The sequence below is a fragment of the Xanthomonas sp. BRIP62409 genome (assembly GCF_003992965.1).
Classification (GTDB): Bacteria; Pseudomonadota; Gammaproteobacteria; order Xanthomonadales; family Xanthomonadaceae; genus Xanthomonas; species Xanthomonas euroxanthea.
Map to the genome: position 1 here is coordinate 131,851 of NZ_QEZJ01000030.1, position 26,729 is coordinate 158,579.

Annotated in this window: 16 protein-coding genes and 1 pseudogene; 12 read left to right on the forward strand and 5 right to left on the reverse strand. The window is 67.0% G+C overall.

Annotated elements, in window-relative coordinates; genetic code table 11:
- Window positions 1-99 precede the first annotated feature (99 nt).
- Complete coding sequence (locus EO170_RS18295; RefSeq protein ID WP_104583306.1) at window positions 100-501, reverse strand: DUF4124 domain-containing protein; 402 nt, start codon at window positions 499-501, stop codon at window positions 100-102.
- A gap of 119 nt (window positions 502-620) precedes the next feature.
- Between EO170_RS18295 and pssA the strand changes: the two genes are divergently transcribed.
- The 5 genes and pseudogenes from pssA to EO170_RS18320 form a co-directional block, all read left to right on the forward strand.
- Complete coding sequence (pssA, locus tag EO170_RS18300) at window positions 621-1,394, forward strand: CDP-diacylglycerol--serine O-phosphatidyltransferase (protein ID WP_104583307.1); 774 nt, start codon at window positions 621-623, stop codon at window positions 1,392-1,394.
- Window positions 1,395-1,404: 10 nt separating this feature from the next.
- Window positions 1,405-1,872, forward strand: coding sequence for an alanine acetyltransferase (locus EO170_RS18305; RefSeq protein WP_115677909.1), 468 nt, complete (start codon window positions 1,405-1,407; stop codon window positions 1,870-1,872).
- Window positions 1,869-2,351: a ribosomal protein S18-alanine N-acetyltransferase gene (gene rimI / locus EO170_RS18310; protein ID WP_164739833.1), complete on the forward strand. Its 483-nt coding sequence runs from the start codon at window positions 1,869-1,871 to the stop codon at window positions 2,349-2,351. Before EO170_RS18305 ends, rimI begins: the two co-directional genes overlap by 4 nt.
- 788 nt (window positions 2,352-3,139) lie before the next feature.
- The gene (locus tag EO170_RS18315; RefSeq protein WP_126947171.1) at window positions 3,140-4,273 is read left to right on the forward strand and encodes a pectate lyase; all 1,134 of its coding nucleotides are present in this window, start codon (window positions 3,140-3,142) and stop codon (window positions 4,271-4,273) included.
- A 56-nt stretch (window positions 4,274-4,329) separates the two neighbouring features.
- A pseudogene (locus EO170_RS18320) lies at window positions 4,330-4,542 on the forward strand (pectate lyase); the annotation flags it as partial.
- An 859-nt stretch (window positions 4,543-5,401) separates the two neighbouring features.
- On the opposite strand, the gene EO170_RS18335 reads toward EO170_RS18320, so the two are convergent.
- From EO170_RS18335 to EO170_RS18345, 3 genes are all read right to left on the reverse strand, one after another.
- On the reverse strand, window positions 5,402-8,236 hold the full coding sequence (locus EO170_RS18335; protein ID WP_126947174.1) for a valine--tRNA ligase: 2,835 nt from the start codon (window positions 8,234-8,236) through the stop codon (window positions 5,402-5,404).
- 208 nt (window positions 8,237-8,444) lie between these two features.
- Window positions 8,445-8,870: a DNA polymerase III subunit chi gene (locus EO170_RS18340; RefSeq protein WP_104535058.1), complete on the reverse strand. Its 426-nt coding sequence runs from the start codon at window positions 8,868-8,870 to the stop codon at window positions 8,445-8,447.
- 121 nt (window positions 8,871-8,991) lie between these two features.
- Window positions 8,992-10,476: a leucyl aminopeptidase gene (locus EO170_RS18345; protein WP_104560061.1), complete on the reverse strand. Its 1,485-nt coding sequence runs from the start codon at window positions 10,474-10,476 to the stop codon at window positions 8,992-8,994.
- A gap of 107 nt (window positions 10,477-10,583) precedes the next feature.
- Here EO170_RS18345 and lptF point away from each other — a divergent pair, with 107 nt between their 5' ends.
- The gene (lptF, locus tag EO170_RS18350) at window positions 10,584-11,666 is read left to right on the forward strand and encodes an LPS export ABC transporter permease LptF (protein WP_104585974.1); all 1,083 of its coding nucleotides are present in this window, start codon (window positions 10,584-10,586) and stop codon (window positions 11,664-11,666) included.
- Window positions 11,663-12,769, forward strand: a complete 1,107-nt coding sequence (gene lptG / locus EO170_RS18355) for an LPS export ABC transporter permease LptG (protein WP_104585972.1) — start codon at window positions 11,663-11,665, stop codon at window positions 12,767-12,769. The genes lptF and lptG overlap by 4 nt, the downstream gene beginning before the upstream one ends.
- A gap of 152 nt (window positions 12,770-12,921) precedes the next feature.
- Here the strand turns inward: lptG and EO170_RS18360 are convergent, their stop codons facing one another.
- Window positions 12,922-13,383: an RDD family protein gene (locus EO170_RS18360; RefSeq protein ID WP_126947177.1), complete on the reverse strand. Its 462-nt coding sequence runs from the start codon at window positions 13,381-13,383 to the stop codon at window positions 12,922-12,924.
- Window positions 13,384-13,570: 187 nt separating this feature from the next.
- Here EO170_RS18360 and xerD point away from each other — a divergent pair, with 187 nt between their 5' ends.
- The 5 genes from xerD (at window position 13,571) to EO170_RS18385 (ending at window position 26,317) form a co-directional block, all read left to right on the forward strand.
- A complete protein-coding gene (gene xerD, locus EO170_RS18365) occupies window positions 13,571-14,542 on the forward strand; it encodes a site-specific tyrosine recombinase XerD (RefSeq protein ID WP_126947180.1) in 972 nt (323 codons plus the stop codon).
- 118 nt (window positions 14,543-14,660) lie between these two features.
- Complete coding sequence (locus EO170_RS18370; RefSeq protein ID WP_104585968.1) at window positions 14,661-15,464, forward strand: DsbC family protein; 804 nt, start codon at window positions 14,661-14,663, stop codon at window positions 15,462-15,464.
- Between the two features lie 430 nt (window positions 15,465-15,894).
- Window positions 15,895-19,947, forward strand: coding sequence for a phosphoribosylformylglycinamidine synthase (purL, locus tag EO170_RS18375; RefSeq protein WP_126947183.1), 4,053 nt, complete (start codon window positions 15,895-15,897; stop codon window positions 19,945-19,947).
- Window positions 19,948-20,380: 433 nt separating this feature from the next.
- The gene (locus EO170_RS18380) at window positions 20,381-24,346 is read left to right on the forward strand and encodes a YadA-like family protein (RefSeq protein ID WP_126947186.1); all 3,966 of its coding nucleotides are present in this window, start codon (window positions 20,381-20,383) and stop codon (window positions 24,344-24,346) included.
- A gap of 87 nt (window positions 24,347-24,433) precedes the next feature.
- Window positions 24,434-26,317, forward strand: a complete 1,884-nt coding sequence (locus EO170_RS18385; protein WP_126947189.1) for a S8 family peptidase — start codon at window positions 24,434-24,436, stop codon at window positions 26,315-26,317.
- Window positions 26,318-26,729: the final 412 nt, after the last annotated feature.

Here is a 26,729-nt window from a genome sequence, read left to right on the forward strand (position 1 = left end):
CGGAAAGCCCATAGTTTGCCAGTCTCGCGCCCTGCCGGTCAGTGGCGCCAGCCGATCGGCCGGACGCATGGGCCGGTAGGTGGCCGCTCCCGGGCCGGCTCAGGAGGCCGGAGTGCCGCTCGCTGCCGGCTTGCAATAGGCCTTGGCGGCCGCTTCGGCGAGGTTGCGTTGCGCCGCGCGGGCATCCGGGTCCAGCGGGGTGCCGGGCTTGCCATCGGCGCCGGCACCCATGGTGACCTCGCCCTTGCCACTGAGCAGTTCCAGGTTGCGGCGTGCGGTCAGGCAGTCGGCCGATTCGGGCGTGGTGGTGTCCGGCGCGGCGATGGCGGCGGTGCCGCTGCGTGCATCGATCCGGCGCGCTTCGTAGCGCTGGCCGGACGGTGGCGGGGTTTCGGTGTAGTGGGTGACGCCCTTGGCGTCCTTCCATTTGTACAGATCGGTCGCGCCGGCGGCGGCGCTGACCAGCATCAACAGGGCGCAAAGCCCGGACGACAGGTGCATGTGGCTTCCCCTGGATGATTCCCGCGGCGATTGCAGCATCCGCGGCCGGCGCTGGCAAGTGAGGCTGCACGCCGCCGGCGCGCTACCGCCGGATGGACCTCAGGCCCTACACTTGCCGGATGGATGAGATGAGACCGCCCCCGCGCTCGCGCACGATCTACCTGCTGCCGAACCTGTTCACCACCGCCGGGCTGTTTTCCGGTTTCTACGCCATCATCGCCGCCGCCAACGGGCAATTCGTCCAGGCCGCCATGGCGGTGTTCGTGGCCGCGGTGATGGACGGGCTGGACGGCCGGGTCGCGCGCCTGACCAATACCAGCAGCGAGTTCGGCGTGCAGTACGACTCGCTGGCCGATCTGGTCAGCTTCGGCATGGCCCCGGCGCTGGTGATGTATCACTGGTCGCTGTCGGCGCTGAAGTACGACAGCAACGTGATGGGCCGGGTCGGCTGGTCGGCCGCGTTTCTGTATGCGGCCTGCGCGGCACTGCGCCTGGCGCGCTTCAACACGCAAGTGGGGGTGGTCGACAAGCGCTGGTTCATCGGCCTGGCCAGCCCGGCGGCCGCCGGCTTGATGATGTCCTTCGTCTGGGCGTTTGCCGACGACAGCCTGGGCTTCGATGGCGAGCAGCTGCGTTACCTGGCGCTGGCGGTCACGGTGGTATCGGCCTTGCTGATGGTCAGCCGGATCCGGTTCTGGAGTTTCAAGGGCGGCGCCCGTGGTCCGCGTGCCGACCGTGTGCCGTTCCTGGCGCTGGCGATCGCCACGGTGGTGATCGCGCTGCTGGTGATCGATCTGGCCCGTTCGCTGCTGGTGATCGGCGTGCTGTATGCACTGTCCGGGCCGGTGATGTGGCTGTGGCGGCGCTGGCGGCGCACGCCCGAGCTGCCATGAGCCAGATGCCATGAGTCAATTGGCCTCCGAGCCGATGTGGTCCGATCTGCAGGTGTCGTATCTGCAGGCGTTGGGACACACCGTCTATCTGGACCGCGACACCGTGGACGCGGCGGCGGTGCCTGAGGAGACGATCGAGCGTGCGCCGGCGGCTGCACCGCCGCGCGTGGAGCGCACGCCACCAATGCCGGCGCCAGCGGTAGCGCCGGCGGTCCGCCGCAGCGCACCGGTGGCGCCGGCCCACGCGCCGGATGCAGTCACGACTGCGCCGGCAGCGCCGCCGCGGCGCAGCCGGGTCGGCATGCCCGATCGCCTGCAGATGGCGTTGCTGCGCGCCTCCGGCTGCAACCCCGGCGATCCGAATACGCAAGCCTTGATGGCGTCCTGGCCGCTGGCCGAGCTGCGCGGCAACCCGGCCGCCAAGCGCGCGCTGTGGCCGCAACTGCGCGCGCTGCGGCGGCGTCGGAACCCGGCATGAGCGCCTTGAACGCGCCACTGCCCACCTCGCTGCGCGCCATGCGCGAGAGCGATCTGGATGTGGTGATGGACATCGAACATCGGGCCTATCCGTTCCCGTGGACGCGCAGCATCTTTCGCGACTGCCTGCAGGCCGGCTATCCGGGCTGGGTGATGGAGCAGGGCGGGCAGGTCATTGGCTACGGAGTGATCAGCATCGCTGCCGACGAGGCGCACGTGCTCAATGTCTGCATCGCACCGGAGGCGCAATCCCGCGGGCATGGCCGCGTGCTGTTGCGCGCGCTGATCAAGGGTGCCTGCGATCGCGGCGCGCGGCGCGCGTTTCTGGAAGTACGCCCGTCCAATCCGTCGGCGATTGCGCTGTATCACTCCGAAGGCTTCAATGAGATCGGGCGGCGCCCACGCTACTACCCCTCCAACACCGGCCGCGAAGATGCGCTGGTGATGGCGATCGAGTTGTCCTTCGAAGGGTTCTCCTGAGCCTCATCGGCCGAGGCTGATGGAAGCGTTCTCCCGCGTCCGGCTGGTTCTGCCCCGACGCACCTGATACGCGTCGCGCGGTTGCATCGGTGAGGCACGCGTCACGACCCGAGACACCAGGCCGGCTCCTGCATAGCCGCCAGGCGACCGTGCTGGCGCCTTGCTGTTTCGCCCCGAAGCGGCGTTGTGGTGATGCACCACGATCAGGTCATCAAGCAACGCACCCGCTGTGCGCCGAGCTGTTGCGCATCGCTGCAATCGATCGCAACAGGGTGAATGTTTTTCCCATTTGCATCGCCCGAGGTGTCGCCTGCGCGGCGCCATCCGGCAGGACGCACCGGCAGCCGCGACGGTGATCATGCCGCCACGTGCCACCCGTGTTTTCCAGCAGCGCCAATCGACTGTGTCCATGTGCCAGGCGCACTGCGATAGCGATGCAATTGCCGTGCGCGCCGAAAAAAAACACGCATGCATGTGATGGCGGCGGCACACCGTGCTGGAGCTGTGTCGGTCTGCGTTGCGCTGCAGAGCATGCTGCGCTGCAGTGTCCTCATGCCTGTCTCCGCGTGTCTTGATTACAGCGTTTTGTCTTCTCCTGGATGTCCCGCAACCGTTTGCGTGACTGCGCGTGCACATCGATACATCGGCTAGATACAAGCCATTGCGATGCTCCTAGTATCGGCGTCGCGGAACTGAACATTACAGAGATGAAAAGTATGTTCCGCGCCTGCTAGACGAGGGGTGTGCCGCCGCGCGGCGCATCGAACCTATCCGAGGGAGAGATCAAGATGAAGCCGAAATTTTCAACGGCGGCCGCCGCGTCGCTGTTTGTCGGGTCGTTGCTGGTTGTTGGCGTTGCCTGCGCCGATCCTGCACTGGAAGTTGCAACCACTGGTTGGGCAACACAGAACGGAGGGACCAAAGGCGGTTCCAAAGCGGCCGCAGCCAATATCTACACGGTCAAGACTGCCGCCGAGCTGAAGAGCGCGCTGAAAGCCAGCGTGGGCAGCAACGGGCGCATCATCAAGATCAGCGGCATCATCGATATCAGCGAAGGCAAGCCGTACACCACGACCTCGGATATGAAGAGCCGCGCGCGGTTGGACATCCCCACCAAGACCACGCTGATCGGCATCACCAGCAATGCGGAGATCCGCGAAGGCTATTTCTACGTCAAGGCCAACGACGTCATCATCCGCAATCTCACCATCGAAAATCCGTGGGATCCGCAGCCGGTCTGGGACCCGGATGACGGCAGCGCCGGCAACTGGAATGCCGAGTACGACGGCCTGACGGTCGAGGGCGCAACCAATGTGTGGGTGGACCATGTCACCTTCACCGACGGTCGTCGTACCGACGATCAGAACGGCACCGCCAACGGCCGTCCCAAGCAGCATCACGATGGCGCGATGGACGTCAAGAAGGGCGCCAACTTCGTCACCATTTCTTACTCGGCGTTCAAGTCGCACGAGAAGAACGACCTGATCGGTTCCAGCGACAGCGCCTCCAGCACCGACAGCGGCAAGCTCAAGGTGACCATCCACAACACCTTGTTCGAGAACATCTCCGCACGCGCACCGCGGGTGCGCTTCGGGCAGGTGCATCTGTACAACAACTACCACGTCGGCAGCACCACCCATCCGGTCTACAAGTTCTCGCACGCGCATGGCGTGGGCAAGGAGTCGAAGATCTTCTCCGAGCGCAACGTGTTCGACATCAGTGGAGTGAGCAGCTGCGACAAGATTGCGGCCGACTACGGCGGCAGCGTCTATCGCGATCAAGGCTCACTGCTCAACGGCAAGGCGCTGACGTGCTCGTGGAACAGCAACATCGGCTGGACCCCGCCGTACACCTATAGCCTGCTGTCGGCCGACAAGGTCGCTACGGACGTCAAGGCGAAGGCCGGCGCCGGAAAGCTGTAAGCCTTATCAATGCACCACGCAAATGCAGTGCCCGCAAGACGGGTACTGCAAATGCGTTCGACATCGGTGGTGTGAGCAGCTGCGACAAGATCGCCGGCGACTACAAGGGCAGCGTGTATCGTGACCAGGGTTCGCTGATCAACGGCAAGGCGCTGAATTGCTCGTGGAACAGCAACATCGGCTGGAAGCCGCCGTATACCTACAGCCTGCTGGCCGCCACCAAGGTGGCGGCAGACGTCAAGGCAAAGGCCGGGGCGGGCAAGCTGTAAGGCCCCTGCGGTACGCAACGCCGCGATGCGTGCAGCGTTGCACGTCTTTTCATAACGCCCGCAGCACTGTGGGCGTTGTGCGTTTGCGTAATGTCCTTATCGATGTCTCATTGTCCGGCGACATACGCTGTTTCGACGCCTGGCGCGTGCGCGCAGCATCACGCGTCTTCAGTTCTCTGCGCAGCCGGGCGCAGGATCCATGCAGGGCCCTTGCCCGCCCACCATTACTCGGCATCGATGCCGCGTAAGGTCCCGCGACGGTGGGCGGGCAAGGACCAGTCGAGATGATCGGTGTGCATGGTTTTCAGTAAAGCAGCCGACCAACTGTCTGGCGCGGTGTCTTGCCGGTTGCGGGACCGTGTGGCGGCATGGATGCCGCCACCGAGCCCCCAGGGACGGGTTCACGGCGTGTCCCGCAAGCGGTGAGGGCACCGCGGCCTCGACGCTGCGAGTTTGCTGCGCGGCCCTTGCCCGCCCACCATCGCAGGACACGCCGCAAGTACGTCCTTGTAGGCTCTGGCGCGGCATCCATGCCGCTCAAGGTCCCGCGACGGTGAGCGGGCAAGGACCAGTCGAGATGGTCGGTACGTAACGTAGAGCAGTGCTGGGTGCGCCTTGTTCGATCGTGAAGCATCGCCTCTACGTCTGATGCGCACCGCGCGACAGACAGCTTTTCAGATGAGCGCCGACCAATTGTCTGGTGCGGTGTCCTTGTCCGTTGCGGGACCGTGTGGCGGCATGGATGCCGCCACCGAGCTCCCAGGGGCGGGTTCACGGCGTGTCGCGCACGCGGTGAGGGCACCGCGCCCTCGACTAACCAGGCTGTTGACCCCGTCCCGGCCAACAGTGATTGGCGGTCCTAGAGCTTGGCGCGTTGCTCGCGCAGGCCGGTCAGCTGCGTGGTCCAGTCGTTCAGGCGCGCGCGTTCCTGCTCGACCACCACGGCCGGTGCGTTCTGCACAAACGTGGCGTTGCCCAGCTTGCCATTGCACTTGCCGATCTCGGCTTCCACGCGTTTGATTTCCTTGTCCAGGCGCGTGCGTTCGGCATCCATGTCGACCAGGCCTTCCAGCGGCACCAGCAGGGTGAGCTCGCCGACGATGGCCGTGGCCGACGGAGGTGTGTCCTGGCCGGCGTCGAGCCAGTCGATCGCTTCGAGCTTGAGCAGGAACGACAGCTGCGAGGCGAAGCGGCCGACACGGGCGCGATCGTCGGCAGTGCCGGCCTGCAGCAGCAGACGTACCTGCTTGGACGGCGGTACGTTCAACTCGCTGCGCACACGACGCAGTGCCGACACCATCGACTTCAGCCATTCGACATCCGCCTCTGCGCTGGTGTAGCCCGCAGTGTCGACATCGCCGGCCTGCGGGAATGCCTGCAACGAGATCGTGGCGGCGCTGATGCCCAGGCGCGGTGCAACCTGCTGCCACAGTTCCTCGGTGACGAACGGGGTGAGTGGGTGCAGCAGGCGCAGCAGCGCTTCGAGCACGTACAGCAGTGTGTGGCGCGTGCTGGCGGCTGCCTCGCTGTCCTGGCCGTTGAGCGCGGGCTTGGCCAGTTCGACGAACCAGTCGCAGAACGCATTCCATGCGAATTCGTACAGCGATTGCGTCAGCAGATCGAAGCGGTAGCTGGCGTAGTGTGCGTGGGTTTCTGCAGTCACCTTGTCCAGGCGCGCCAGAATCCATTGCTCGGCTTCGGTACGCGGCTGCGGCACGCCGGCAAAGCGTGCGCCTTCGGTGTTCATCAGCACAAAGCGCGTGGCGTTCCACAGCTTGTTGCAGAAGTTCTTGTAGCCTTCGGCGCGGCCCAGATCGAACTTGATGTCGCGGCCATGCGTGGCGAGTGCGGCGATGGTGAAGCGCAACGCGTCGGCACCATGGGCGATGATGCCGTCCGGAAACTCCTTGCGCGTGGCTTTTTCGATCTTCTCGGCCATGCGTGGCTGCATCAGCCCGGTAGTGCGCTTGGCAACCAGGTCTTCGATGCTGATGCCGTCGATGATGTCCAGCGGGTCGAGCACGTTGCCCTTGGACTTGGACATCTTCTGGCCCTGCGCATCGCGGATCAGGCCGGTGATATAGACATCGCGGAACGGCACCTGGCCGGTGAAGCTGTCGGTGGCCATGATCATGCGCGCCACCCAGAAGAAGATGATGTCGAAGCCGGTGACCAGCACCGACGATGGCAGATAGCGCGCGAAACCGCGCTCGGCCATCGCGTTCGCGTCCGGCCAGCCCAGCGTGGAGAACGGCCACAGTTGCGAGGAGAACCAGGTTTCCAGCACGTCGCTGTCCTGGTGCAGTGCGACGTCGGCACCCAGGCCGTGCTTCGCGCGCACCTCGGCTTCGTCATGGCCGACATAGCACTTGCCTGCCTCGTCGAACCACGCCGGAATGCGATGCCCCCACCACAGCTGACGGCTGATGCACCAATCCTGGATGTTCTCCATCCAGTGGCGATAGGTGTTGATCCAGTTCGGCGGGACGAACTTGACCTGGCCGCTTTCGACCAGCTCCAGGCCGCGCTTGGCCAGCGCGTCCATCTTCACGAACCACTGGTCGGTGAGATACGGCTCGATCACCTGGCCGGTACGGTCGCCGCGCGGCACCTGCAGCTTGTGTGGCTTGGTTTCGACCAAGACGCCCAGGTCTTCCAGTTCGGACAGCACCAGCTTGCGTGCGTCGTAACGATCCAGACCGCGGTACCGCTCCGGCGCATTCTCGTTGATGGTGGCGGTGACGGTGAACAGGTTGATCAGCGGCAACTCATGCCGCACACCCACCTGGTAATCGTTGAAGTCATGCGCAGGCGTGACCTTGACCACGCCGGTGCCGAAGGCGCGGTCGACATAGTCGTCGGTGATCACCGGCACTTGCCGGCCGGTCAGCGGCAGCACGATGCGGGCGCCGTGCAGCGTGGCATAGCGTGGGTCTTCCGGATGCACCATCACTGCGGTATCGCCCAGCATGGTCTCCGGGCGCGTGGTGGCGACCACCAGGTAATCGCGGGTCTCGCGCAGCGTCTCGGCGCCGTCGGCATCGTGCTCGACGTGCTCGTAGGTCACGCCATCGGCCAGCGGATAGCGGATCGACCACAGGAAGCCGTCTTCCTCGACGTTTTCCACCTCCAGGTCGGAGATCGCGGTCTTCAGCACCGGGTCCCAGTTGACCAGGCGCTGGCCGCGATAGATCAGGCCCTGCTCGTACCAGAGCACGAACGCTTCGTTGACCGCGGCCGACGGCTGCGGGTCCATGGTGAAGGTGCTGCGCGACCAGTCGCTGGAGGTGCCCAGGCGGCGCATCTGGCGCTCGATGGTGTCGCCGGATTCGGCCTTCCACTCCCACACCTTGGCGATGAAGCCCTCGCGCCCCAGCGAGTCGCGCGTTTCGCCCTTGCCTTCCAGCGCCAGGTTGCGCGACACCACCATCTCGGTGGCGATGCCGGCATGGTCGGTGCCCACCTGCCACAGCGTGTCGAAGCCGCGCATGCGGTGATAGCGCACCAACGCATCCATCAGCGTCTGCTGGAACGCATGGCCCATGTGCAGCGTACCGGTCACATTCGGCGGCGGCAGCAGGACCGTATACGGCTCACCCTGGCCGGACGGCACGAAATACCCGGCAGCCTCCCACTGCGCGTACAGGCGCGATTCGAAGGAAGAGGGGTCGTAGCTGGAGGCGAGGGTGGTCATAGTGGGGCGGGGATTCGTTGTTCGGGATTCGGGATTGGTTGCGTCATGGGGCCGGCGAGAAGCACTGGCAATCCACTCATCAACGTCAGCAGTGGTGGTGTGGAGCGAAGATCGGCTACTTGGAATGCGTGGCTGGATGCAGCCTAGGGACGCGCAAAAAATCTGCTTTTACGAATCCCCAATCCCAACTCCCAAATCCCCGCCCCTCTCACATGTCGTACTTGGTCAGTTCCAGGCCCAGGGCCTTGTACTGCTTCCAGCGTTCGCGCAGCGGTTCGCGGGCCGCCGGGTCGGCGGGGACGACTTCCAGCACGCGGTCGCAGGCGCCCAGATAGGGATCGTCGCGCAGGTTGATCACCAGCGGGCGCGAAGGAGCATCGAACTCCGGGGAGGCGATCAGTACCGGTGCCAGCTCGTCTTCCTCGTCGGTGCCGGCAATCTGGTGCGGGATGTAGGCCTCGTCGTCGAATGCCCACAGCAGGTCGTCCAATGCCTCGGCCTGCGCGGCGTCGCGCGCCAGGATCAGCGTAGGCAGGTTGGCGTCGTTGGCCTTGCGCGCCAGCTCGCAGACCAGCCGCAGCGGTTCGTTGAGGAAGCGCGGTTTGGCGATCAGGTAGAAGTCGGCACGGGGCATCAGGGCAGGGATTCGTTGAGGGGGATTCGGGATTGGCGACAGCGGGTCACTGTCTGCCTGCAGGTGGCTAAGGACGGCGGGATGCGTGCGCTCGCACGAATCCCGAATCTCCACTCCCCAATCACGCCGCGCCGCTGGCGGCGCGGTCCAGCAACCACTGCGTCAACAGCCCCACCGGGCGTCCGGTGGCCATGCCGCGCTTGCCTTCGTCGCTGGCGACGCCGGCGATGTCCAGATGCGCCCAGCGCTGGTTCTCGGTGAAGCGCGACAGGAAGCAGCCGGCGGTGATCGCGCCGCCCCAGCGGCCGCCGATGTTGTAGACGTCGGCGAAGGTGGAATCCAGCAGGCCCTGGTACTCGTCCCACAGCGGCAGGCGCCAGGCGCGGTCGAACACGTGCTCACCGGCGGCCAGCAGTTCGTTGGCCAGGTCGTCGTGCTTGCTCATCAGGCCGGCGGTCTGGTGGCCCAGCGCCACCATGCAGGCGCCGGTCAGCGTGGCCACGTCCACCAGGGCTTCGGGGTTGAAGCGCTCGGCGTAGGTCAGCGCATCGCACAGGATCAGGCGGCCTTCGGCGTCGGTATTGCCGACCTCGATGGTCTTGCCGGACATGCTGGTGATCACGTCGGAGGGGCGATAGGCATTGCCGTCGATGGCGTTCTCCACCGCCGGCACCACCACCACCAGGTTGATCGGCAGCTCGGCCTTGACCGTGGCCACGAAGGTGCCGATGACGTTGGCGCCGCCGCACATGTCGTACTTCATTTCCTCGATGCCGCCCTGCGTCTTGAGGTTGACGCCGCCGGTGTCGAAGGTGATGCCCTTGCCGACCAGCACGTAGGGGCGCGCGTCGCCGCCGCCGTTCCACTTCAGCACGATCAGCCGCGGGCGGTTGGCCGAGCCACGCGCCACCGACAGCAGCGAGCCCATGCCCAGCGACTCCATCTGCGTCTCGTCCAGGATCTCGGCCTCGGCGCCGGGGAACTTGCCGGCGAAGGCGGCCGCGGTCTCGGCCAGGTAGGCCGGGGTGCAATAGTTCGGCGGCAGGTTGCCCAGCTCGCGGGCGAATTCCACGCCCTCGGCGGTGGCCACGCCCACGGCCAGGGCACGGGCGTCGTCGCCGGCGATCGCCAGCGTGGTCAGGCCGGTCTCGTCGACCTTCTTCTTGCCCAGCGTGGCGGTGTAGCGGTAGGCGGCATGGTCGCTGACGATGATCGCCTGGCGGATGTTCCAGGCGCTGTCGCGCGCCTTGACCGGCAATTCGGTCAGGGTGAGCAGGGCGGTGCCGACCGGGCCGGTCTTCAGCGCGCGGGTCGCATCGCCCACCGCCTTGAGGTACGGCGCCACGCCGAACTTGCCGGCCTCGCCCAGGCCCACCACCAGCACGCGCGGGGCGGCAACGCCCGGCAGGTCGTGCAGCAGGCTGGTGCTGCCGGTCTTGGCAGCCACGTCGCCACGTGCCACCAGGGCCGTCAGACGGCCCTGGCTGGCACTGTCCAGCGCCTGGGCGGCGGGCGACAGGGTCTTGTCGGCGAACACGCCAACCACGATGCAGTCGACGGCGGCGCTTGCCGGCGCGTCTTGGTTCAGGGTGAATTGCAGGGCCATTGATCAGATTCCGTAGGCAAATCCGTACAATCGCGGGCTGTTTACGCCAACCGGACTAGGCTGGCGCCGCCGCGAACGAATCCGAGAGTTTAAAACAAGCCCACCCCATGCCGAAGCTCGATCGATACCTGCTTAGCGATTTCACCCAGAGCTTCCTGGCCACCTTGATCGTGCTGCTGGTCGTCAGCGTGGGCGGTGTGCTGGTGGATATCCTCGGCAATATCGCCGATGGCCGCATCCCTGCTCGCTTGCTGCTGTCCCAGGTGGGCCTGCAATTCGTGGCGTACCTGCCGATCATCCTGCCGCTGGCGCTGATGCTGGGGCTGTTATTGGCACTGGCGCGGCTGTACCGCGATTCAGAAATGGCGGTCATCACCGCCATCGGCGTGGGCCCGCGGCGCATGTTGCGGCCGATGTTGATGCTGGTGGTGCCGGTCGTGGTGGTGATCGGGTTGTGCTCGCTGTGGCTGGGCCCCTGGGCCAGCCGCACCGCCGAGACCATGCTGGAGGACGCCAACCGCAGCATCGTGATGGCCGGCCTGGAATCGGGCAAGTTCACGCCGCTGTCCGGCGGCGGGGTGGTCTACCTGACCACGATCTCGGCCGACGGCAAGGGCCTGGGCAAGGTGTTCCTGCAGCGCCAGAAGGACGACCGCATCGACGTGGTCACCGCCGACCGCGGCGCGATGTTCTTCGAAGGCAAGGCCGACCGTTACCTGCGCCTGGAGGACGGCTACCGCATCGAAGGCCCGGCCGCCGGCAACACCCTGGACTACCGTTTGATGAAGTTCGCCAGCAACGACGTGGCCTTGCCCGACCGGGCCCAGGTGCACGATGCCAACGATCCGGAAGTGATGTGGACCACGCAGCTGCTCTCGGACCAGCGTCCGGCGGCGCGCGCGCAGCTGCATGAGCGCCTGGCGCCGCCGTTGCTGGCGTTGGCCTTCGCGCTGCTGACCCTGCCGCTGTCGCGCAGCGCGCCGCGGCAGCAGCGTTACGGCCGGATCATGCTGGCCTTCCTGGCCTACATGGTGGGTACCAATCTGATGATCGTCGGCACCCAGTGGATCGCCAATGGCAAGACCCCGGCTGCGCTCGGTCTGTGGTGGCTGACCTTGCCGCTGCTGGCGGTGGCGATCTGGGCGTATGCGCGCGATGGCCGCGTGCGGCGGCCGAGGGTGCGCGCATGAGGCTGATGCCGCGGGTGCATGACTGGTACGTCGGGCGTGCGGTGCTGTTCACCGTGCTGCTCACCTGGGCGGTGCTGCTGGGCCTGGATCTGGTCAATGCCTTTGCCAGCGAGGCCAAGAACATCGGCCAGGGTGCCTACACCTTTGGACACGCGATCGCGTATGTGGCCTACACGGTGCCGCGCCGGGCCTACACCTTGTTTCCGACCGCTGCGGTGATCGGCGCCTTGATGGGCCTGGGCCAGCTGGCGGCGACGTCCGAACTCACCGCGCTGCGTGCACTCGGCGTGTCGCGCAAGCGCATGTCGGCTTCGGTGGTGGCGGCCATGGCGCTGCTGACCGCCACCATGGTGATCAGCGGCGAGACCGTGGGGCCGTGGGCACAGAACCAGGCCGATACCCTGAAAACCAGCGCCCGCTACAACAGCGACATGGCAATGGCGCGCTATTCCGGCCTGTGGGCGCGCGAGGGCGACACCTTCCTCAATGCGCTGAGCGGCGAAGAGAAGCTGCTCGACGGCGGCGGCACCGCATTGGATCTGCACGATGTGCGGCTGTATCACCTCGATGCCGGCGGCCGTCTGGCGCAGCTGACCTACGCGGCGTTGGCCGAGAATCGCAACGGGACCTGGACGCTGCGCCAGGTGCGCCGCGATACCTTCCAGGAACGCTCGGTGCAGCGCGAAACCTTCCCCGAGCTGGCATGGCAGTCGCAGCTCAGCCCGGCAGCGCTGGCGGCCGGGCTGGCCAAGCCGCGCAACCTGTCTGCGCGCGATCTGCAGCAGAGCATCGAATACCGCCGCCGCAACGGCCTGGATGCGCGCGACTACGAAGATCAGTACTGGAGCCGCTGGTTCTACCCGCTCAACGTGCTGGCGCTGTGCATGGCGGCGATCCCGTTCTCGTTCGGTTCGCTGCGCAGCGGCGGGCTGGGCAAGCGCCTGTTCCTGGGCATCCTGTTCGCGCTGGGGTTCTGGCTGCTGCAGCTGTTCTTCGGCCGCATGGCCGGTGCCCTCAAGCTGGACTACCGCATCGCCTATGCGCTGCCACCGATGGTGATGCTGGGCGTGTCGGTGTGGTTGTTCCGACGGCGCAGTAGCTGACGCGGCTGCGCCGGTTCAGCGTCTTCGGAACCGTGCGCTGCCTGCGCTAAACGGTGGTACCGGTTTGCGCGTGTGGCTGCCAGGGCTTTGCACGGCGGCCGCATTCCAGCACTGCCTGCCGGGGAGGTCGGCAAGCTGCCGGCCCAGGCGTTTCAGCGCTTGGGCGTGCGCTGCAGCCGGGTGCCGCTGGCACGGTCGTGCCAGGCCAGCCGATCGCGGTCCAGCCAGGCCCACCAGAATCCCGCGCCAGCCAGGGCCAGCGACAGCGTACCGACGGCATAGCGGATCCATAGTGCGCGCCACGAGGCTTGCGGCCCGACCAGCGACAAGCGCCACGGGCGCATGCCCAGGGTCTGGCCACCACGTCGCCAGCTGACGGTGGCGTAGACCCCGGCCGCGATCCAGCAGCACAGCCACAACAGCCATTGCCAGCCGCTGAAGGGGGCAATGTTCTCGCGGGCCGGATGCCCGGCAAGCGTAAATCCCAGCGTGAACGCGGCGGAGATCAGCATCCACAGCGCGAGCACCGGCCAGGCGTCGTAGCACATGGCCAGCAGTCGCCAGACCACCAGGGCAGGTGCGCGCGCGCTGCGCGCTGAGGGGGGCGAAGTCATGCCGCGAGCATAGCCGGCGCAGGCGAGCGAGCAACGTCGCGCTGCGGCAATCCGTGCCAGGCGGGGCCTGGGTGTCGCGCTGAGAGCCACGTGGTGTGTGGCCGATCGAGGCAGTCTGCGTTGCAAAATCCCGCTCCTGGCTGACATGGCGCGCCGCAAAACGCATGCCACGCTCTATGCTGTTGCGATGTCAGCCAGCAGTCCTGCCGAACGCCGCCAACTGGCGCAACACCTGCCGCCGGTGCAGGCCGCCGATGCCGCCGCCATCGAACGCTTTCTGGACCGGTTGTGGGCCGAGCAGGGCGTGGCGCGGCAGACTCTGGACAGTTACCGGCGCGACCTGGAAGGGCTGGCGCGTTGGCGCGACGGTGCCGGCGGCGGCTTGCTGGGTGTCGATCGGGCGGTGTTGTTCGACTATCTGCGCTGGCGCACCGAGGCGCGCTATTCGCCGCGCAGCAATGCCCGGCTGTTGTCGACCCTGCGTGCGTTCTACGGCCTGTGTCTGCGCGACGGCGTGCGCGGCGACGACCCCACCGCATTGCTGGACCCGCCACGCCTGCCGCGCTCGCTGCCCAAGGCGCTGACCGAGACGCAGATCGAGGCGCTGCTGGCTGCGCCCGATATCGCCACGCCGCTGGGCCTGCGCGACCGCGCGATGCTCGAGCTGATGTATGCGGCCGGCCTGCGCGTCAGTGAACTGGTCAACCTGCCGGCGGTGGGGGTCAACCTGCGCCAGGGCGTGCTGCGGGTCACCGGCAAGGGCAGCAAGGAGCGCCTGGTGCCGTTGGGCGAGGAATCCCAGCACTGGCTGGAGCGCTATCTGAGCCAGGCGCGCCCGCTGCTGGCCAGCCACAAGGCGGTGGCAGCGGTGGACGGGCAGGTGCCGTTGTTCATCGATGCGGCGCGGCAGCCGCCCAGCCGCCAGCAGTTCTGGGCGGTGGTCAAACGCTATGCGGCGGTGGCCGGGATCGACCCCGCCACGGTCAGCCCGCACGGGCTGCGGCACAGCTTTGCCACCCATCTGCTCAATCACGGCGCGGACCTGCGCGCGCTGCAGATGCTGCTCGGTCACAGTTCGCTGTCCACCACCCAGATCTATACGCTGGTCGCGCGTCAGCACCTGCAGAAGCTGCATGCCGCCCACCACCCGCGCGGGTGATGGCGGGTGCGCCGCAGGCGAGGCAACGGTCCAGAGAAAGAAGAAAGCGTTTCAGCCGCTGTCTGGCTTCATCTGCGCTGTGCGAGAATCCAGACACCCCATTCCACTGGATGCGTGAATGTATCGTCTTGCCATCGCCGCGCTGCTGGGCGCACTCAGCCTCACCGCCTGCGCGCAATCCTCGCAGCCTGCGGCAAGCAACGCCGGCGCCAAGCCAGCCGCTGCTGCCGCCCCCGCCGCCGCGGGCAACGTGGACCAGCGTGTGAGCGTTGCGCTCAAGGCGCTGGATCCGGATTTCAAGCCGGACTACATCGGCGCAGCGCCGTTCCCCGGTTTCCGCGAAGTGGTGGTCGGCGGGCAGGTGCTGTACGTCAGCGACGACGGCCGTTACCTGATCCAGGCGCAGCCGTTCGACATCCAGAACAAGCAGTTTGCTGCCAGCCCGGGCCTGCTGGCCTACCGCCGCAAGCAGCTGGAGACCGTGCCCAAGGCCGACCGCATCGTGTTTGCGCCGGCAAACCCCAAGTACACCGTGACGGTGTTCACCGACGTGGAATGCGGCTACTGCCGCAAGCTGCACAGCGAGATCGGCGAGCTCAACAAGCAGGGCATCGCGGTGGAATACCTGGCGTTTCCGCGTATGGGCCTGGGCAGCCAGGACCACAAGGAAATGATCGCGGTGTGGTGCGCCGCCGACCGCAAGCAGGCGCTGACCGCCGCCAAGTCCGGGCAGCCGGTCAATGCCAAGGACTGCAAGAACCCGGTGTCGATGGAATACACGCTGGGCCAGCGCCTGGGCGTCAACGGCACCCCGGCGATCTTCGCCCCGGACGGCACCCAGCTCGGTGGCTACCTGCCGCCGGCGCAGCTGCGTGAAGCGCTGGAAAAGCGCGCGGTCACCACCGCCGGTGGCAGCCGCTGACGTGTTCGACGGCAGCGCCGTGATGCTGCGCTGACGCTGACGCTGGCCGCCGCGACGGTCGGCGTGATCGATCAACAGGCCGGGATGCGCATGCATTCCGGCCTGTTGCGTTTCAGGACCGGCTGGCCGCAGGGTTTGGCAGCACGGTTTGTCGGGTGAGAGCGGCGATGGACCGGCGTGGTGGCCAGCGCTGCGGACATCGCCCCCGCGCGCAGATCCGGCCCAAGGCAGGTGCGCGCGCGAATCCGGGTCGGCATCGCCATCCGCCGCTGCCGCTGCCGCTGCCGCATCTGGCCGGAACGTGCCGAATCCGCGCCGGGCGGTGCGAGTCACCACCGCACAGATCGCTGGCCGCCACATCCCGGGTCCGGCGCCGATGCATCAGCTCCGTTACAATCTGCAGCCCCGTTTCTGACACGGTTCCCCGGACATGATGGTCCTCGAGGGCGCTTCCGCCCTTTCGCCGTTCCGCCGCGCTCGGCTCGAAACCCGCCTGCAAACCCTCGTTCCCGCGCTGCGCATCACCGGCGCCTGGCACGTCTATTTCATCCGCGCCGAGGCCGGGCAAGCGCCCGACCAGGCCACCTTGCAGCGGATCCTGCAGGCCGAAGCCGCCCCCGCGCCGCGGGCCGAGGAGGCTTCCTCGCGTTACGTGGTGCCGCGCCTGGGCACGCTGTCGCCATGGTCGAGCAAGGCCACCGAACTGGTGCGCGGGGCCGGGCAGCCGATCCAGCGCGTGGAGCGCGGCACCCGCATCGATCTGGCCGGCTGGCCGGCCGACGACGCGACGCAGGCCGCCGTGGCCAAGCTGCTGCACGACCCGATGACGCAGTCGCTGCTTGGCTCGGCCGCGGCCGCCGAGGCGCTGTTCAACGTGCCCGATCGCGGGCAGTTGCAGCGCGTGCCGCTGGCGGCGCTGGAGCAGGCCAACCGCGACCTGGGCCTGGCCCTGGCGCAGGACGAGATCGACTACCTGCGCGAACGCTTCGCCGAGCTGGGCCGCGACCCGGCCGATGTCGAGCTGATGATGTTCGCCCAGGCCAACTCCGAGCACTGCCGGCACAAGATCTTCAACGCCAGCTGGACCATCGACGGCAAGCCGCAGGAACGCTCGCTGTTCCGCATGATCAAGCACACCCACCAGCAGACCCCGCAGCACACCCTGTCGGCCTACAGCGACAACGCCGCGGTGGTGGAAGGCGTGCCGGCCGCGCGCTATCGGCCGGATCCGGCCAGCGGCGAGTACCGCGCCGAGGCGGTGCTGCCGTCGGCGTTTGCGATCAAGGTGGAAACGCATAACCACCCGACCGCGATCGCGCCATTCCCCGGCGCCGCCACCGGTGCCGGCGGCGAGATCCGCGACGAGGGCGCCACCGGCCGCGGCGGCAAGCCCAAGGCCGGCCTGACCGGGTTCACGGTCTCGCACCTGCGCATCCCGACCCTGCCGCAGCCGTGGGAGGCGCCGCGCGCGCTGAACCCGCGCATGGCCCCGGCGCTGGACATCATGCTCGACGGCCCGCTCGGCGGCGCCGCGTTCAACAACGAATTCGGCCGGCCGAACCTGCTCGGCTATTTCCGCAGCTTCGAGCTTGCCGAAGGGCAGGGCCTGACCCGTGCCTACGACAAGCCGATCATGCTGGCCGGTGGCCTGGGCGCGATCGATCGCAACCAGGTCGAGAAGCTGCGCCTGCAGCCCGGCGATGCGGTGATCGTGCTGGGCGGCCCGGCGATGCTGATCGGCCTGGGCGGCGGTGCGGCCAGTTCGGTGGCCGCCGGCGACAGCGCCGAGGCACTGGATTTCGCCAGCGTGCAGCGTGAGAACCCGGAGATGGAGCGCCGCTGCCAGGAGGTCATCGACCGCTGCGTGGCGCTGGGCACCGACAACCCGATCCGCTGGTTCCATGACGTGGGCGCGGGCGGCCTGTCCAACGCCATTCCCGAGTTGCTGCACGATTCGGGCGTGGGCGGCATCATCGACCTGGGCCGCGTGCTCACCGACGACCCCTCGCTGTCGCCGCTGGAACTGTGGTGCAACGAATCGCAGGAGCGCTACGTGCTGGGCGTACCGCAGGCGCGCCTGGACGAATTCGCCGCCATCTGCGCGCGCGAGCGCTGCCCGTTTGCCGCCGTCGGCGTGGCCACGGCCGAGGAGCGGCTGGTGGTCGGCTATGGCGTGTTTGGGGACGGGATTGGGGAGTCGGGATTCGAGATTCGCAAAAGCGATTCGTCAGTTACCGCGTCTGCCGTTGCTTTCAACCAATCCCCAATCCCCAATCCCGAATCCCAGCTGCCGATCGATCTGCCGATGGACGTGCTCTTCGGCAAAGCGCCGAAGATGCATCGCGATGCGGTGCATCCGCCGGCGCCGCAATGGCCGGTGCTGCAGACCGCCGCGCTGGATCTGCAGCAGGCCGGCCTGCGCGTGCTGGCGCATCCCACGGTGGCGTCCAAGAGCTTTCTGGTCACCATCGGCGACCGCAGCGTGGGCGGCCTGACCGCGCGCGAGCAGATGATCGGGCCGTGGCAGCTGCCGCTGGCCGATTGTGCGATCACCCTGGCCGGCTTCGATACCTTCGCTGGCGAGGCGATGTCGATCGGCGAGCGCACCCCGCTGGCGTTGTTGAACGCCGCCGCGTCGGCACGCATGGCGGTGGGCGAGGCGATCACCAACCTGTGCGCCGCCCCGGTGCAGACGCTGGACAGCATCAAGCTCTCGGCCAACTGGATGGCCGCGGCCGGTCATGCCGGCGAAGACGCCTTGCTGTACGACGCGGTGCGTGCGATCGGCATGGAGCTGTGCCCGGCGCTCGAACTGAGCGTACCGGTGGGCAAGGACTCGCTGTCGATGCAGGCGCAGTGGGTTGTCGGGAATGGGGAATCGGGAATCGGGAATGGCGAAACGCCGCAGCCCGCCGCTTCCACCATTCCCGATTCCCCACTCCCCATTCCCGGTGGAACGCACAAGAGCGTTTCACCCGTCTCGCTGATCATCAGTGCGTTCGCGCCTGTCGCCGATGTGCGCACACAGTTGACGCCGCTGTTGCGTAGCGACGAAGAGAGCGAGCTGTGGTTGATCGGGTTGGGCGGCGGCAAGCAGCGTCTGGGTGGCTCGGTGCTGGCGCAGGTGTATGCCGACGATGCCGCGCTGCCGGCATTCGGCGGCGAGGTGCCGGATCTGGACGATGCGCAGCGCCTGCGCAGTTTCTTTGAACTGATCCGCGCCGCGCGCGAGAGCGGCCTGTTGCTGGCGTACCACGACCGCAGCGATGGCGGTGCGTTTGCGGCACTGTGCGAAATGGCGTTCGCCTCGCGCCAGGGCCTGGATATCACACTCGATGCCTGGGGCGACGACGCGTTCCGCAGCCTGTTCAACGAAGAACTGGGCGCGGTGGTGCAGATCGCCAACGAGGATCGCGCCGCGTTCGCCGATCTGGTCGAGCGGCATGCCTTGACCGAATGCGCGCAGCGCATCGCACGTCCCACCGGCGCGCCGCGCATCCGCGTGAGCGGGCAGGGCCGCGTGCTGGCCGAGTGGCGTTGGGAAGCCTTGTTCGATGCCTGGTGGTCGGTGAGCCACGCCATGCAGAAGTTGCGCGACAACCCGGAAACCGCCGACGAAGAGCGCGCGCAGGCGCGCGACTTCCAGGCGCCGGGATTGCGTCCGAAGCTGGTGTTCGATCCGTCCGAAGACGTGGCCGCGCCCTTCGTGGCGACCGGTGCGCGGCCCAAGGTGGCGATCCTGCGCGAGCAGGGCGTCAACGGGCAAATCGAGATGGCCTACAACTTCGAGCGCGCCGGTTTCCGTGCGTTCGACGTGCACATGAGCGACCTGATCGAAGGCCGGGTGGATCTGGCGCAGTTCTCCGGGTTTGCGGCCTGCGGCGGCTTCAGCTACGGCGACGTGCTGGGTGCCGGCCGCGGTTGGGCCACCTCGATCCTGGAACGGTCGGCCTTGCGCGATGCGTTCGCCGCGTTCTTCGCACGCAGCGACACCTTCGCGCTGGGTGTGTGCAACGGCTGCCAGATGCTCAGCCAGCTCAAGGACATCATTCCCGGTGCCGAGCATTGGCCGCGGTTCCTGCGCAATCGCAGCGAGCAGTTCGAAGCGCGCACCGCCTTGCTGGAAGTGGTGGAGTCGCCGTCGATCTTCCTGCGCGGCATGGCCGGCTCGCGGATTCCGGTGGCGGTGGCGCATGGCGAAGGCCGCGCCGAGTTCGACACCGTGGTGGATCAGGCCGCTGCACGTGTGGCCCTGCGCTTCATCGATGGCGATGGCGCGGTGGCCTCGCAGTACCCGCTCAATCCGAACGGCTCGCCGGACGGCATCACCGGGCTGACCAGCACCGACGGTCGCGCCACCATTCTGATGCCGCATCCGGAGCGCACCCCGCGCACGGCAAACCTGAGCTGGCACCCGGCCGACTGGGGTGAGGACTCGCCGTGGCTGCGCATGTTCCGCAATGCGCGGGTCTGGTGCGGTTGATGATGTGGCGCGGTACGGCATGAGCTGAAGCGCCGTACCAACGGTGCCATTGGACGGCCGTGTGCAGCGATGCACACGGCCGTTGTCGTTTCCGGTCCTGCAAGAAAGTAAGTAATCAACGCTGGGACATGGTTTACTTCAGGTCACTATAAAAACTACTAGTTATTTACTTGCAGTATACGGTGATGCTGCTTGTGTGATGTCAATCCCAATTGAATCTTTGGTTTTTCAATAGATTCAGACCACGTTTTGAATCATCGATTCATGGCGTTTCTGCAGCACTTTATGTTGCGATTCGTGGGTTCTTTTGCGCGGGTAATCTCCGGCGCAGACGCAGTGCCAGTGCATTTTAGATAAACCTCAGGGGGACCGTGCGATGCAATCGCGCGGTGGTCGGTTTTTACATGCCAGACCAATGGGGAGTAAGTCGTCGATGAAACCAATGTACTTGGATGGCGGCGGTGGGCAGCATGCACATTGCCGAACGGGCAGGCTTGCCTGCGATGTGGGGAATCAGCGGTTGAATCGATCGCCGGTGCACGCGCGCGGCAGGCTGGCGGCAGCGATGCTGCTGGCACTTGCCGGCGTGGCCGCAGCTGCCCAGGCCACCACGCATGCCGATGCGCTTGCGCATTGCACGGTGGTCGAGGGCCAGCAACGTTGCGACACCGATGCGGCGACCCGCAACGACGTAGTGCCTGCAACCGCGAGCGCGCAGGTGACCGCAACGCCTGCGGCCGATACCGATGCACCGGGGTTTGCGGATGGGCAGGATGCGTTGGCACTGGGCAATGCAAGCAATGCGCTGGGCGATGGCACCAGTGCGTTCGGTGGCGGAAGCCTGGCGCTGGAGCGCGACGCCACCGCGATCGGGCACAACGTGTCGGCCGCCGGGGAATCGGCAACCGCCATTGGCGGCGTGGCAACGGTCTACGACTACGACGCATTCGGTTTTGTCATCGGGCAACGCGAACAGGCCACGCAAGCGTCCGGGGTGGGGGCGACGGCCATCGGCGGTGGTGCACTGGCCGGCGATCCGTTTTCCAGCGCCCTGGGCAGCGGCGCCAGCGCCATCGGCGTGCAGGGCACGGCGGTGGGGTATCGCGCGCAGACCGGCAACGACGGCGCCACCGCGGTGGGCGGTCTGTCCACGGCCAGTGGTTTTCTCTCCACCGCCGGCGGCTACAGTTCGCGTGCCAGCGGAGATACGTCCACCGCCTTCGGTTACCGGGCGCGCAGCGAAGGCAGTAGCAGTATTGCAGTGGGCGATACCGCACTGGCCAGCGGGGTGCAAAGTGTGGTGGTGGGTGGCATCAGCAACTTCGGCTCGATCACCGCCGCCACCGGAACAGGCGGCATCGCGCTCGGCGCAGGTGCGCAGAGCCAGTCCGACTATGCGATTGCCATTGGCTACGATTCCAACATCTTTCCGAATCGGCCTGGCAATACCGATTCCGTGGCGATCGGCCACAGCGCCGGTTCGTTCGCGCCACGCACGGTATCGCTGGGTGGTTTTGCATTGACGATGGGCGATGGCGGCATCGCGATCGGTCACGACAGCACGGCCTACCTGGAAAACAGTATCGCCTTGGGCGCGCGCGCCGCCACCTCGTGGTTCAACGGCAACAACACCGCGATCGGTGCAGATTCCCAGACCAATGGCATCGATGCGCTGGCGATCGGCTATGGCGCGCGCGTGGGCGATTTTGTCGACGATGCCTGGAACCGTTCGGCATCCAGTGCCGTCGCACTGGGCGCACATTCCTACGCGTACCGCAGCAACACGGTGTCGGTGGGCGATGTGCAGGCGGGTTTGGTGCGGCAGATCACCAGCGTGGCGGCCGGCACCGAAGCCAACGATGCGGTCAATTTGGCCCAACTCGACAGCGTGCGTGCGATCACCAATCGGCTCGACAGCACGCTGGCCATTGGCAAGACCGATACGGACGAAGCCGCTGCCCATGTCGACGGACTCAATGCGCTGGCCTTGGGGAGCGCCAGCAACGCCATCGGCGACGGCGCCAATGCGCTGGGCTCGGGCAGCCTGGCGCTGGGGCGCGATACCGTGGCTGTCGGCCGCAACGCCAGCGCGGCCGATGCCTCGGCCGTTGCAGTGGGCGGCGTGGCGTCCGTGCCGGTGTTCGATGCGGCGGGCTCGATCGTCGGCGCGCAGGAACAGGGTGCCTCGGCCCAGGCGCGCGGCGCGGTGGCGCTGGGCAGCGCGGCCATTGCCCAGCGCAGCTTCGCCACTGCGGTCGGCACGGGGGCCGCGGCCAGTGGCGAGCAATCGATGGCGGCCGGATTCAGCGCCCGTGCGCAGGATGATGTGGCCACTGCGGTGGGCGCCTTTTCGAGCGCCCGCAGTGCGGCGGCGTCGGCCTTCGGCTTCGGTGCGCTGGCCAACGCGAGCATGACCACGGCGGTGGGCTTCAACGCCTCCAGTCTTGGCGAGGGCAGTGTGGCCGTGGGCAGTCTGGCGGTTGCCGCTGGCGAGCGCAGCGTGACGCTTGGCGGAATGTCACTGATCAGCTCCACGCTTAGGTCGGCAGGTGCCTTCCGGGTCGGTGGCGTTGCCATCGGCGCCGGCGCGCGAAGCGACGGCGATTACGCCGTTGCGCTGGGCTACAACGCCAATGTGTTCTCCAACGACACCAACGCCGATGCGGTGGCGATCGGCCATAGTGCAGCGTCGTTCGCGCCGCGTACGGTGGCGCTGGGGGCGCTGGCATCTGCCGAGGGCGTTGAGGGGATCAGCATCGGCTACGACGCGCGCGCCACCTCCAGCAGGAGCATTGCGATCGGCAGCGGCGCCAATACGTCGATCCTCCATGGCGACAATATCGCCCTGGGAACCAACGCCAGGGCGGATGCGCCCGACGCGATCGCGATCGGGCGCAATGCCAGCGTCGGCGTGTTCGTCGGTGAGGCGGGCAGCGCGGCGATGGCACTGGGCGTGCAATCCAATGCGCTGGGCAACAACAGTCTGGCGATGGGCTACAACGCCTTTACTCGGCAAGGGGGCAGTAACGCCGTCGCACTCGGTGCCGATGCCGGTGCCAGTGGTGCCGATTCGGTGGCACTGGGCGCGGGCTCGCGCAGCTACGAGGCCAACGTGGTGTCGGTGGGCAACGGCAATGGCCGCGGCGGCCCGGCCACGCGTCGCATCGTCAATGTCGGCAGCGGCGCGATTGCCAGTGCCAGTACCGATGCGATCAACGGCGGCCAGTTGTTCCAGTCGTTGAGCAACGCTGCCAGCTTCCTCGGCGGTGGCGCGGCGATCGGTGCGCAAGGGGTGTTCGTGGCACCGACCTACGTGATCCAGGGCAGCAGTTACCGCAATGTGGGCGAGGCGCTGACTGCGCTGGACAGCAAGGTCAGCGAGCTGGATGCGCGAGGTGGAGCGGCCACCTCCGGCACTGCCGCACGTTCAAGCGCTGCGCGTGTGGCAGCGGCGCCTTCACCAGTTGCGGACGCCTCGACTGTCGCCACCACGGCGGATGCGACAGACGATGGCCTGCAGGCAACAGCGCTGGCCACCGACGGCATGCCAGAAAGTTCGGCGTCGTCGGTTGCTGCAACGGCGAGCGCGCTGGATGCAGGCAACGCGGTGCAGGGCACGCCGACCGCAGCGGTGGTCGGCAGCATCACCCCGGCCGCAACGTCCACCGCCGTCGGCACGGCGGCAGTGGCCAACCACGTGACCGGCACGGCGATCGGCGGCAGCGCGTATGCGCATGGCCCCAACGACACTGCGATTGGCAGCAACGCACGCGTCAATGCCGATGGCAGCACCGCGGTCGGCGCCAATACGCAGATTGCCGCGGTGGCGACCAATGCGGTGGCCATGGGCGAAGGCGCGCAGGTCAGCGCGGCCTCCGGCACGGCGATCGGCCAGGGTGCACGGGCAAGCGCACAAGGTGCGGTGGCCCTGGGTCAGGGGTCGGTGGCCGATCGCGCCAACACGGTGTCGGTGGGCAGCGTCGGCGGCGAGCGTCAGGTGGCCAACGTGGCCGCCGGCACGCGTGCCACCGATGCGGTCAACAAGGGCCAGCTGGACAACGGCGTCGCCGCGGCCAACAGCTATACCGACAGCCGCTACAGCGCGATGGCCGACAGCTTCGAAACCTACCAGGGCGACATCGAGGACCGTCTGCGTCGGCAGAACCGTCGCCTGGATCGGCAGGGTGCGATGAGCTCGGCGATGTTGAACATGGCCGCCAGCGTCGGTGGCATCGCCACGCAGAACCGCGTCGGTGCCGGCGTCGGTTTCCAGAACGGCGAATCGGCGTTGTCGGTGGGCTACCAGCGTGCGATCAGCCCGCGCGCCACGCTGACGGTGGGCGGCGCGCTCAGTGGTGACGACAGGTCGATCGGCCTGGGCGCCGGCTTCGGCTGGTAACGCAGGCCTTGCCGTTGCAGCGGCGCGCGTATGGCCGCTGCGTGCTCACTCATTTGCTTTGCATTTCATCTTGAAGAGGACGTCATCGTGATTCAGACCCATCGTTCCCGAACGCTCGCCATCGCCTGCAGTGCCGTCCTGTCGCTCGCCAGCGGCATCGCCACTGCGGCCACGCCGGATTCCGGCGTGCGCACTGCGCAACGTCAGCAGGCCATGCGCGACGCCCCGGTCGACAGCATCATCGTCAACTATCGCAGTGGCCGGGTGAGCGCGCGCAGTGTCGGCACTGCGTCGGTGGCCACGATCGCCGCGGCGGCATCGCGCGCGGCGGTGCGCCTGGTGCCGGCCGCGCGCAGCGGCACGCAAGCCGCGCTGACGCATGTGCGTACGCTGGCGGTGGGCAGTGAGTTGATCAGGTTGCCCGCACAGCTCAGCCGCAGTGACGCCGACCGCCTGGTGCGCGAACTGCAGGCCGATCCTGCAGTGGAGTACGCGCAGATCGACACGCGCATGTATCCGTTGCAGAACAGCGGTGGCAGCCTGCCCGACGACCCGCTGCTGGCGGGCAATCAATGGCATCTCACCGATCCGGTTGGCGGCATCGATGCGCCGGCAGCCTGGGCCACCGCCCAGGGCGAAGGCGTGGTCGTGGCGGTGATCGATACCGGCATCTTGCCGGGGCACCCGGATCTGGCCGGCAACCTGCTGCAGGGCTACGACTTCATCACCAACGCCGACAGATCGCGACGCGCCACCGACGCACGTGCGCCGGGCGCGCTGGATTACGGGGATTGGGAAGCAACGGACGGCGAATGCGGCATTTTTTCAGCGGCCCGCGACAGTTCCTGGCACGGCACGCATGTGGCCGGCACGATTGCCGAAGCCACCGGCAACGGCATTGGCGGTGCCGGTGTGGCCTACAAGGCCAAGGTGCTGCCGGTACGCGTGCTGGGTCATTGCGGCGGTTCGTCCTCGGACATCACCGATGCCATCGTGTGGGCGTCGGGTGGCCATGTGGATGGCGTGCCGGACAATCGCAACCCGGCGGAAATCATCAACATGAGCCTGGGCGGCGTTGGCCCCTGCGATTCGGTCACGCAGGCGGCGATCAACGCTGCGGTGTCGCGTGGCACCACCGTGGTGGTGGCGGCCGGCAATGATGGCGCGGACGTGTCCAGTGCCGTGCCGGCCAACTGCGCCAATGTGGTATCGGTGGCGGCCACCCGCCTGACCGGCGGGTTGGCGTACTACAGCAATTTCGGCAGCTTGATCGATCTGGCTGCGCCCGGCGGCGGCGCGCGCGATCTGGAAACCGACACCTTGTACGACGGCCCGATCGGCAGCTGGATCTGGCAGACCGGCTACACCGGCAAGACCACGCCCACGTCCGGCCAATTCGCCTATCTCGGGCCTGGCTTTGCCGGAACCTCGATGGCCACGCCGCATGTGGCGGGGACGGCCGCGCTGGTGCAGAGCGCCCTGATCGCCGACGGCAAGCCGCCGCTGACACCCGCGGCGCTGGAGCGCCTGCTCAAGCGCAGTGCGCGCGCGTTCCCCGTGCAGTTGCCGTTGAGCACGCCGGCCGGTAGCGGCATCGTGGATGCCGGCGCGGCCATCGATCGGGCACTGCGCCGTTGCGCCAGCGGCGACCTGGGCTGCCAGCTGGACGCGCAGACGCTGCGCAACAGCGTGCCCGAGCGCGGTCTGTCCAATGTGGCCGGCGATGCCGGCGTCTTCGCCTTCGAAGCGAATGCGGGTGCGGTGCTGAGCTTCGTCAGCTTCGGCGGCAGCGGGCAGGCGGCGCTGTATGTCGCCATGGGCCGCGCGCCGACCGCAACCGACAACGACGGCATGTCCAGCCGCAGCGGGACCAGCCAGACGGTGCGCTTCACCGCACCGCGTGCCGGAACCTATTTCATCCGGCTCGATGGCAGCAGCTTCGATGGGGTGAGCCTGTTGGCGCGCCAGTGATCCGACACGCGGTGGCGCCAGAGGGCGCTGCCGCCGGTTTCTTGGCGCGATGATGCGGATGAGAGCGGCCTCATTGCGAGGCGTCGTGGCCTGAAGCGTCGGCGCGGGTCGCGCTGGCGCGGTTCCTGACCTGTTTCGCGCGCGGTTTTGCGCAACCAAGCCTGCTGGCGTCCTGCCAGCGGGCTTTTTTGTCTGCTGCAGACATCCGTATTCAGCTTTCAAATGTCTCGCGGGACATGATCTAGATCGCTGTTTTCCAAAGAATTATCAAAAAACTAATAAACGCAAGCCGAAGTGTGATGAAAAGCACGCTCAGCTTCGCTTTCTGTCAAAAACTTGACGCCCGATTTGACCGCTGTTAACACTTCGCTCAGTTCTATGGTTGGGTAGCGTTCACTTTTTGACTATCCAG

What these genes read in the sequence shown, in the direction of transcription:
- EO170_RS18295 (WP_104583306.1), bottom strand. Translation starts at nt 501, where the DNA reads ATGCACCTGTCGTCCGGGCTTTGCGCCCTGTTGATGCTGGTCAGCGCC.
- pssA (WP_104583307.1), top strand. Translation starts at nt 621, where the DNA reads ATGGATGAGATGAGACCGCCCCCGCGCTCGCGCACGATCTACCTGCTG.
- EO170_RS18305 (WP_115677909.1), top strand. Translation starts at nt 1,405, where the DNA reads ATGAGTCAATTGGCCTCCGAGCCGATGTGGTCCGATCTGCAGGTGTCG.
- rimI (WP_164739833.1), top strand. Translation starts at nt 1,869, where the DNA reads ATGAGCGCCTTGAACGCGCCACTGCCCACCTCGCTGCGCGCCATGCGC.
- EO170_RS18315 (WP_126947171.1), top strand. Translation starts at nt 3,140, where the DNA reads ATGAAGCCGAAATTTTCAACGGCGGCCGCCGCGTCGCTGTTTGTCGGG.
- EO170_RS18335 (WP_126947174.1), bottom strand. Translation starts at nt 8,236, where the DNA reads ATGACCACCCTCGCCTCCAGCTACGACCCCTCTTCCTTCGAATCGCGC.
- EO170_RS18340 (WP_104535058.1), bottom strand. Translation starts at nt 8,870, where the DNA reads ATGCCCCGTGCCGACTTCTACCTGATCGCCAAACCGCGCTTCCTCAAC.
- EO170_RS18345 (WP_104560061.1), bottom strand. Translation starts at nt 10,476, where the DNA reads ATGGCCCTGCAATTCACCCTGAACCAAGACGCGCCGGCAAGCGCCGCC.
- lptF (WP_104585974.1), top strand. Translation starts at nt 10,584, where the DNA reads ATGCCGAAGCTCGATCGATACCTGCTTAGCGATTTCACCCAGAGCTTC.
- lptG (WP_104585972.1), top strand. Translation starts at nt 11,663, where the DNA reads ATGAGGCTGATGCCGCGGGTGCATGACTGGTACGTCGGGCGTGCGGTG.
- EO170_RS18360 (WP_126947177.1), bottom strand. Translation starts at nt 13,383, where the DNA reads ATGACTTCGCCCCCCTCAGCGCGCAGCGCGCGCGCACCTGCCCTGGTG.
- xerD (WP_126947180.1), top strand. Translation starts at nt 13,571, where the DNA reads ATGTCAGCCAGCAGTCCTGCCGAACGCCGCCAACTGGCGCAACACCTG.
- EO170_RS18370 (WP_104585968.1), top strand. Translation starts at nt 14,661, where the DNA reads ATGTATCGTCTTGCCATCGCCGCGCTGCTGGGCGCACTCAGCCTCACC.
- purL (WP_126947183.1), top strand. Translation starts at nt 15,895, where the DNA reads ATGATGGTCCTCGAGGGCGCTTCCGCCCTTTCGCCGTTCCGCCGCGCT.
- EO170_RS18380 (WP_126947186.1), top strand. Translation starts at nt 20,381, where the DNA reads ATGAAACCAATGTACTTGGATGGCGGCGGTGGGCAGCATGCACATTGC.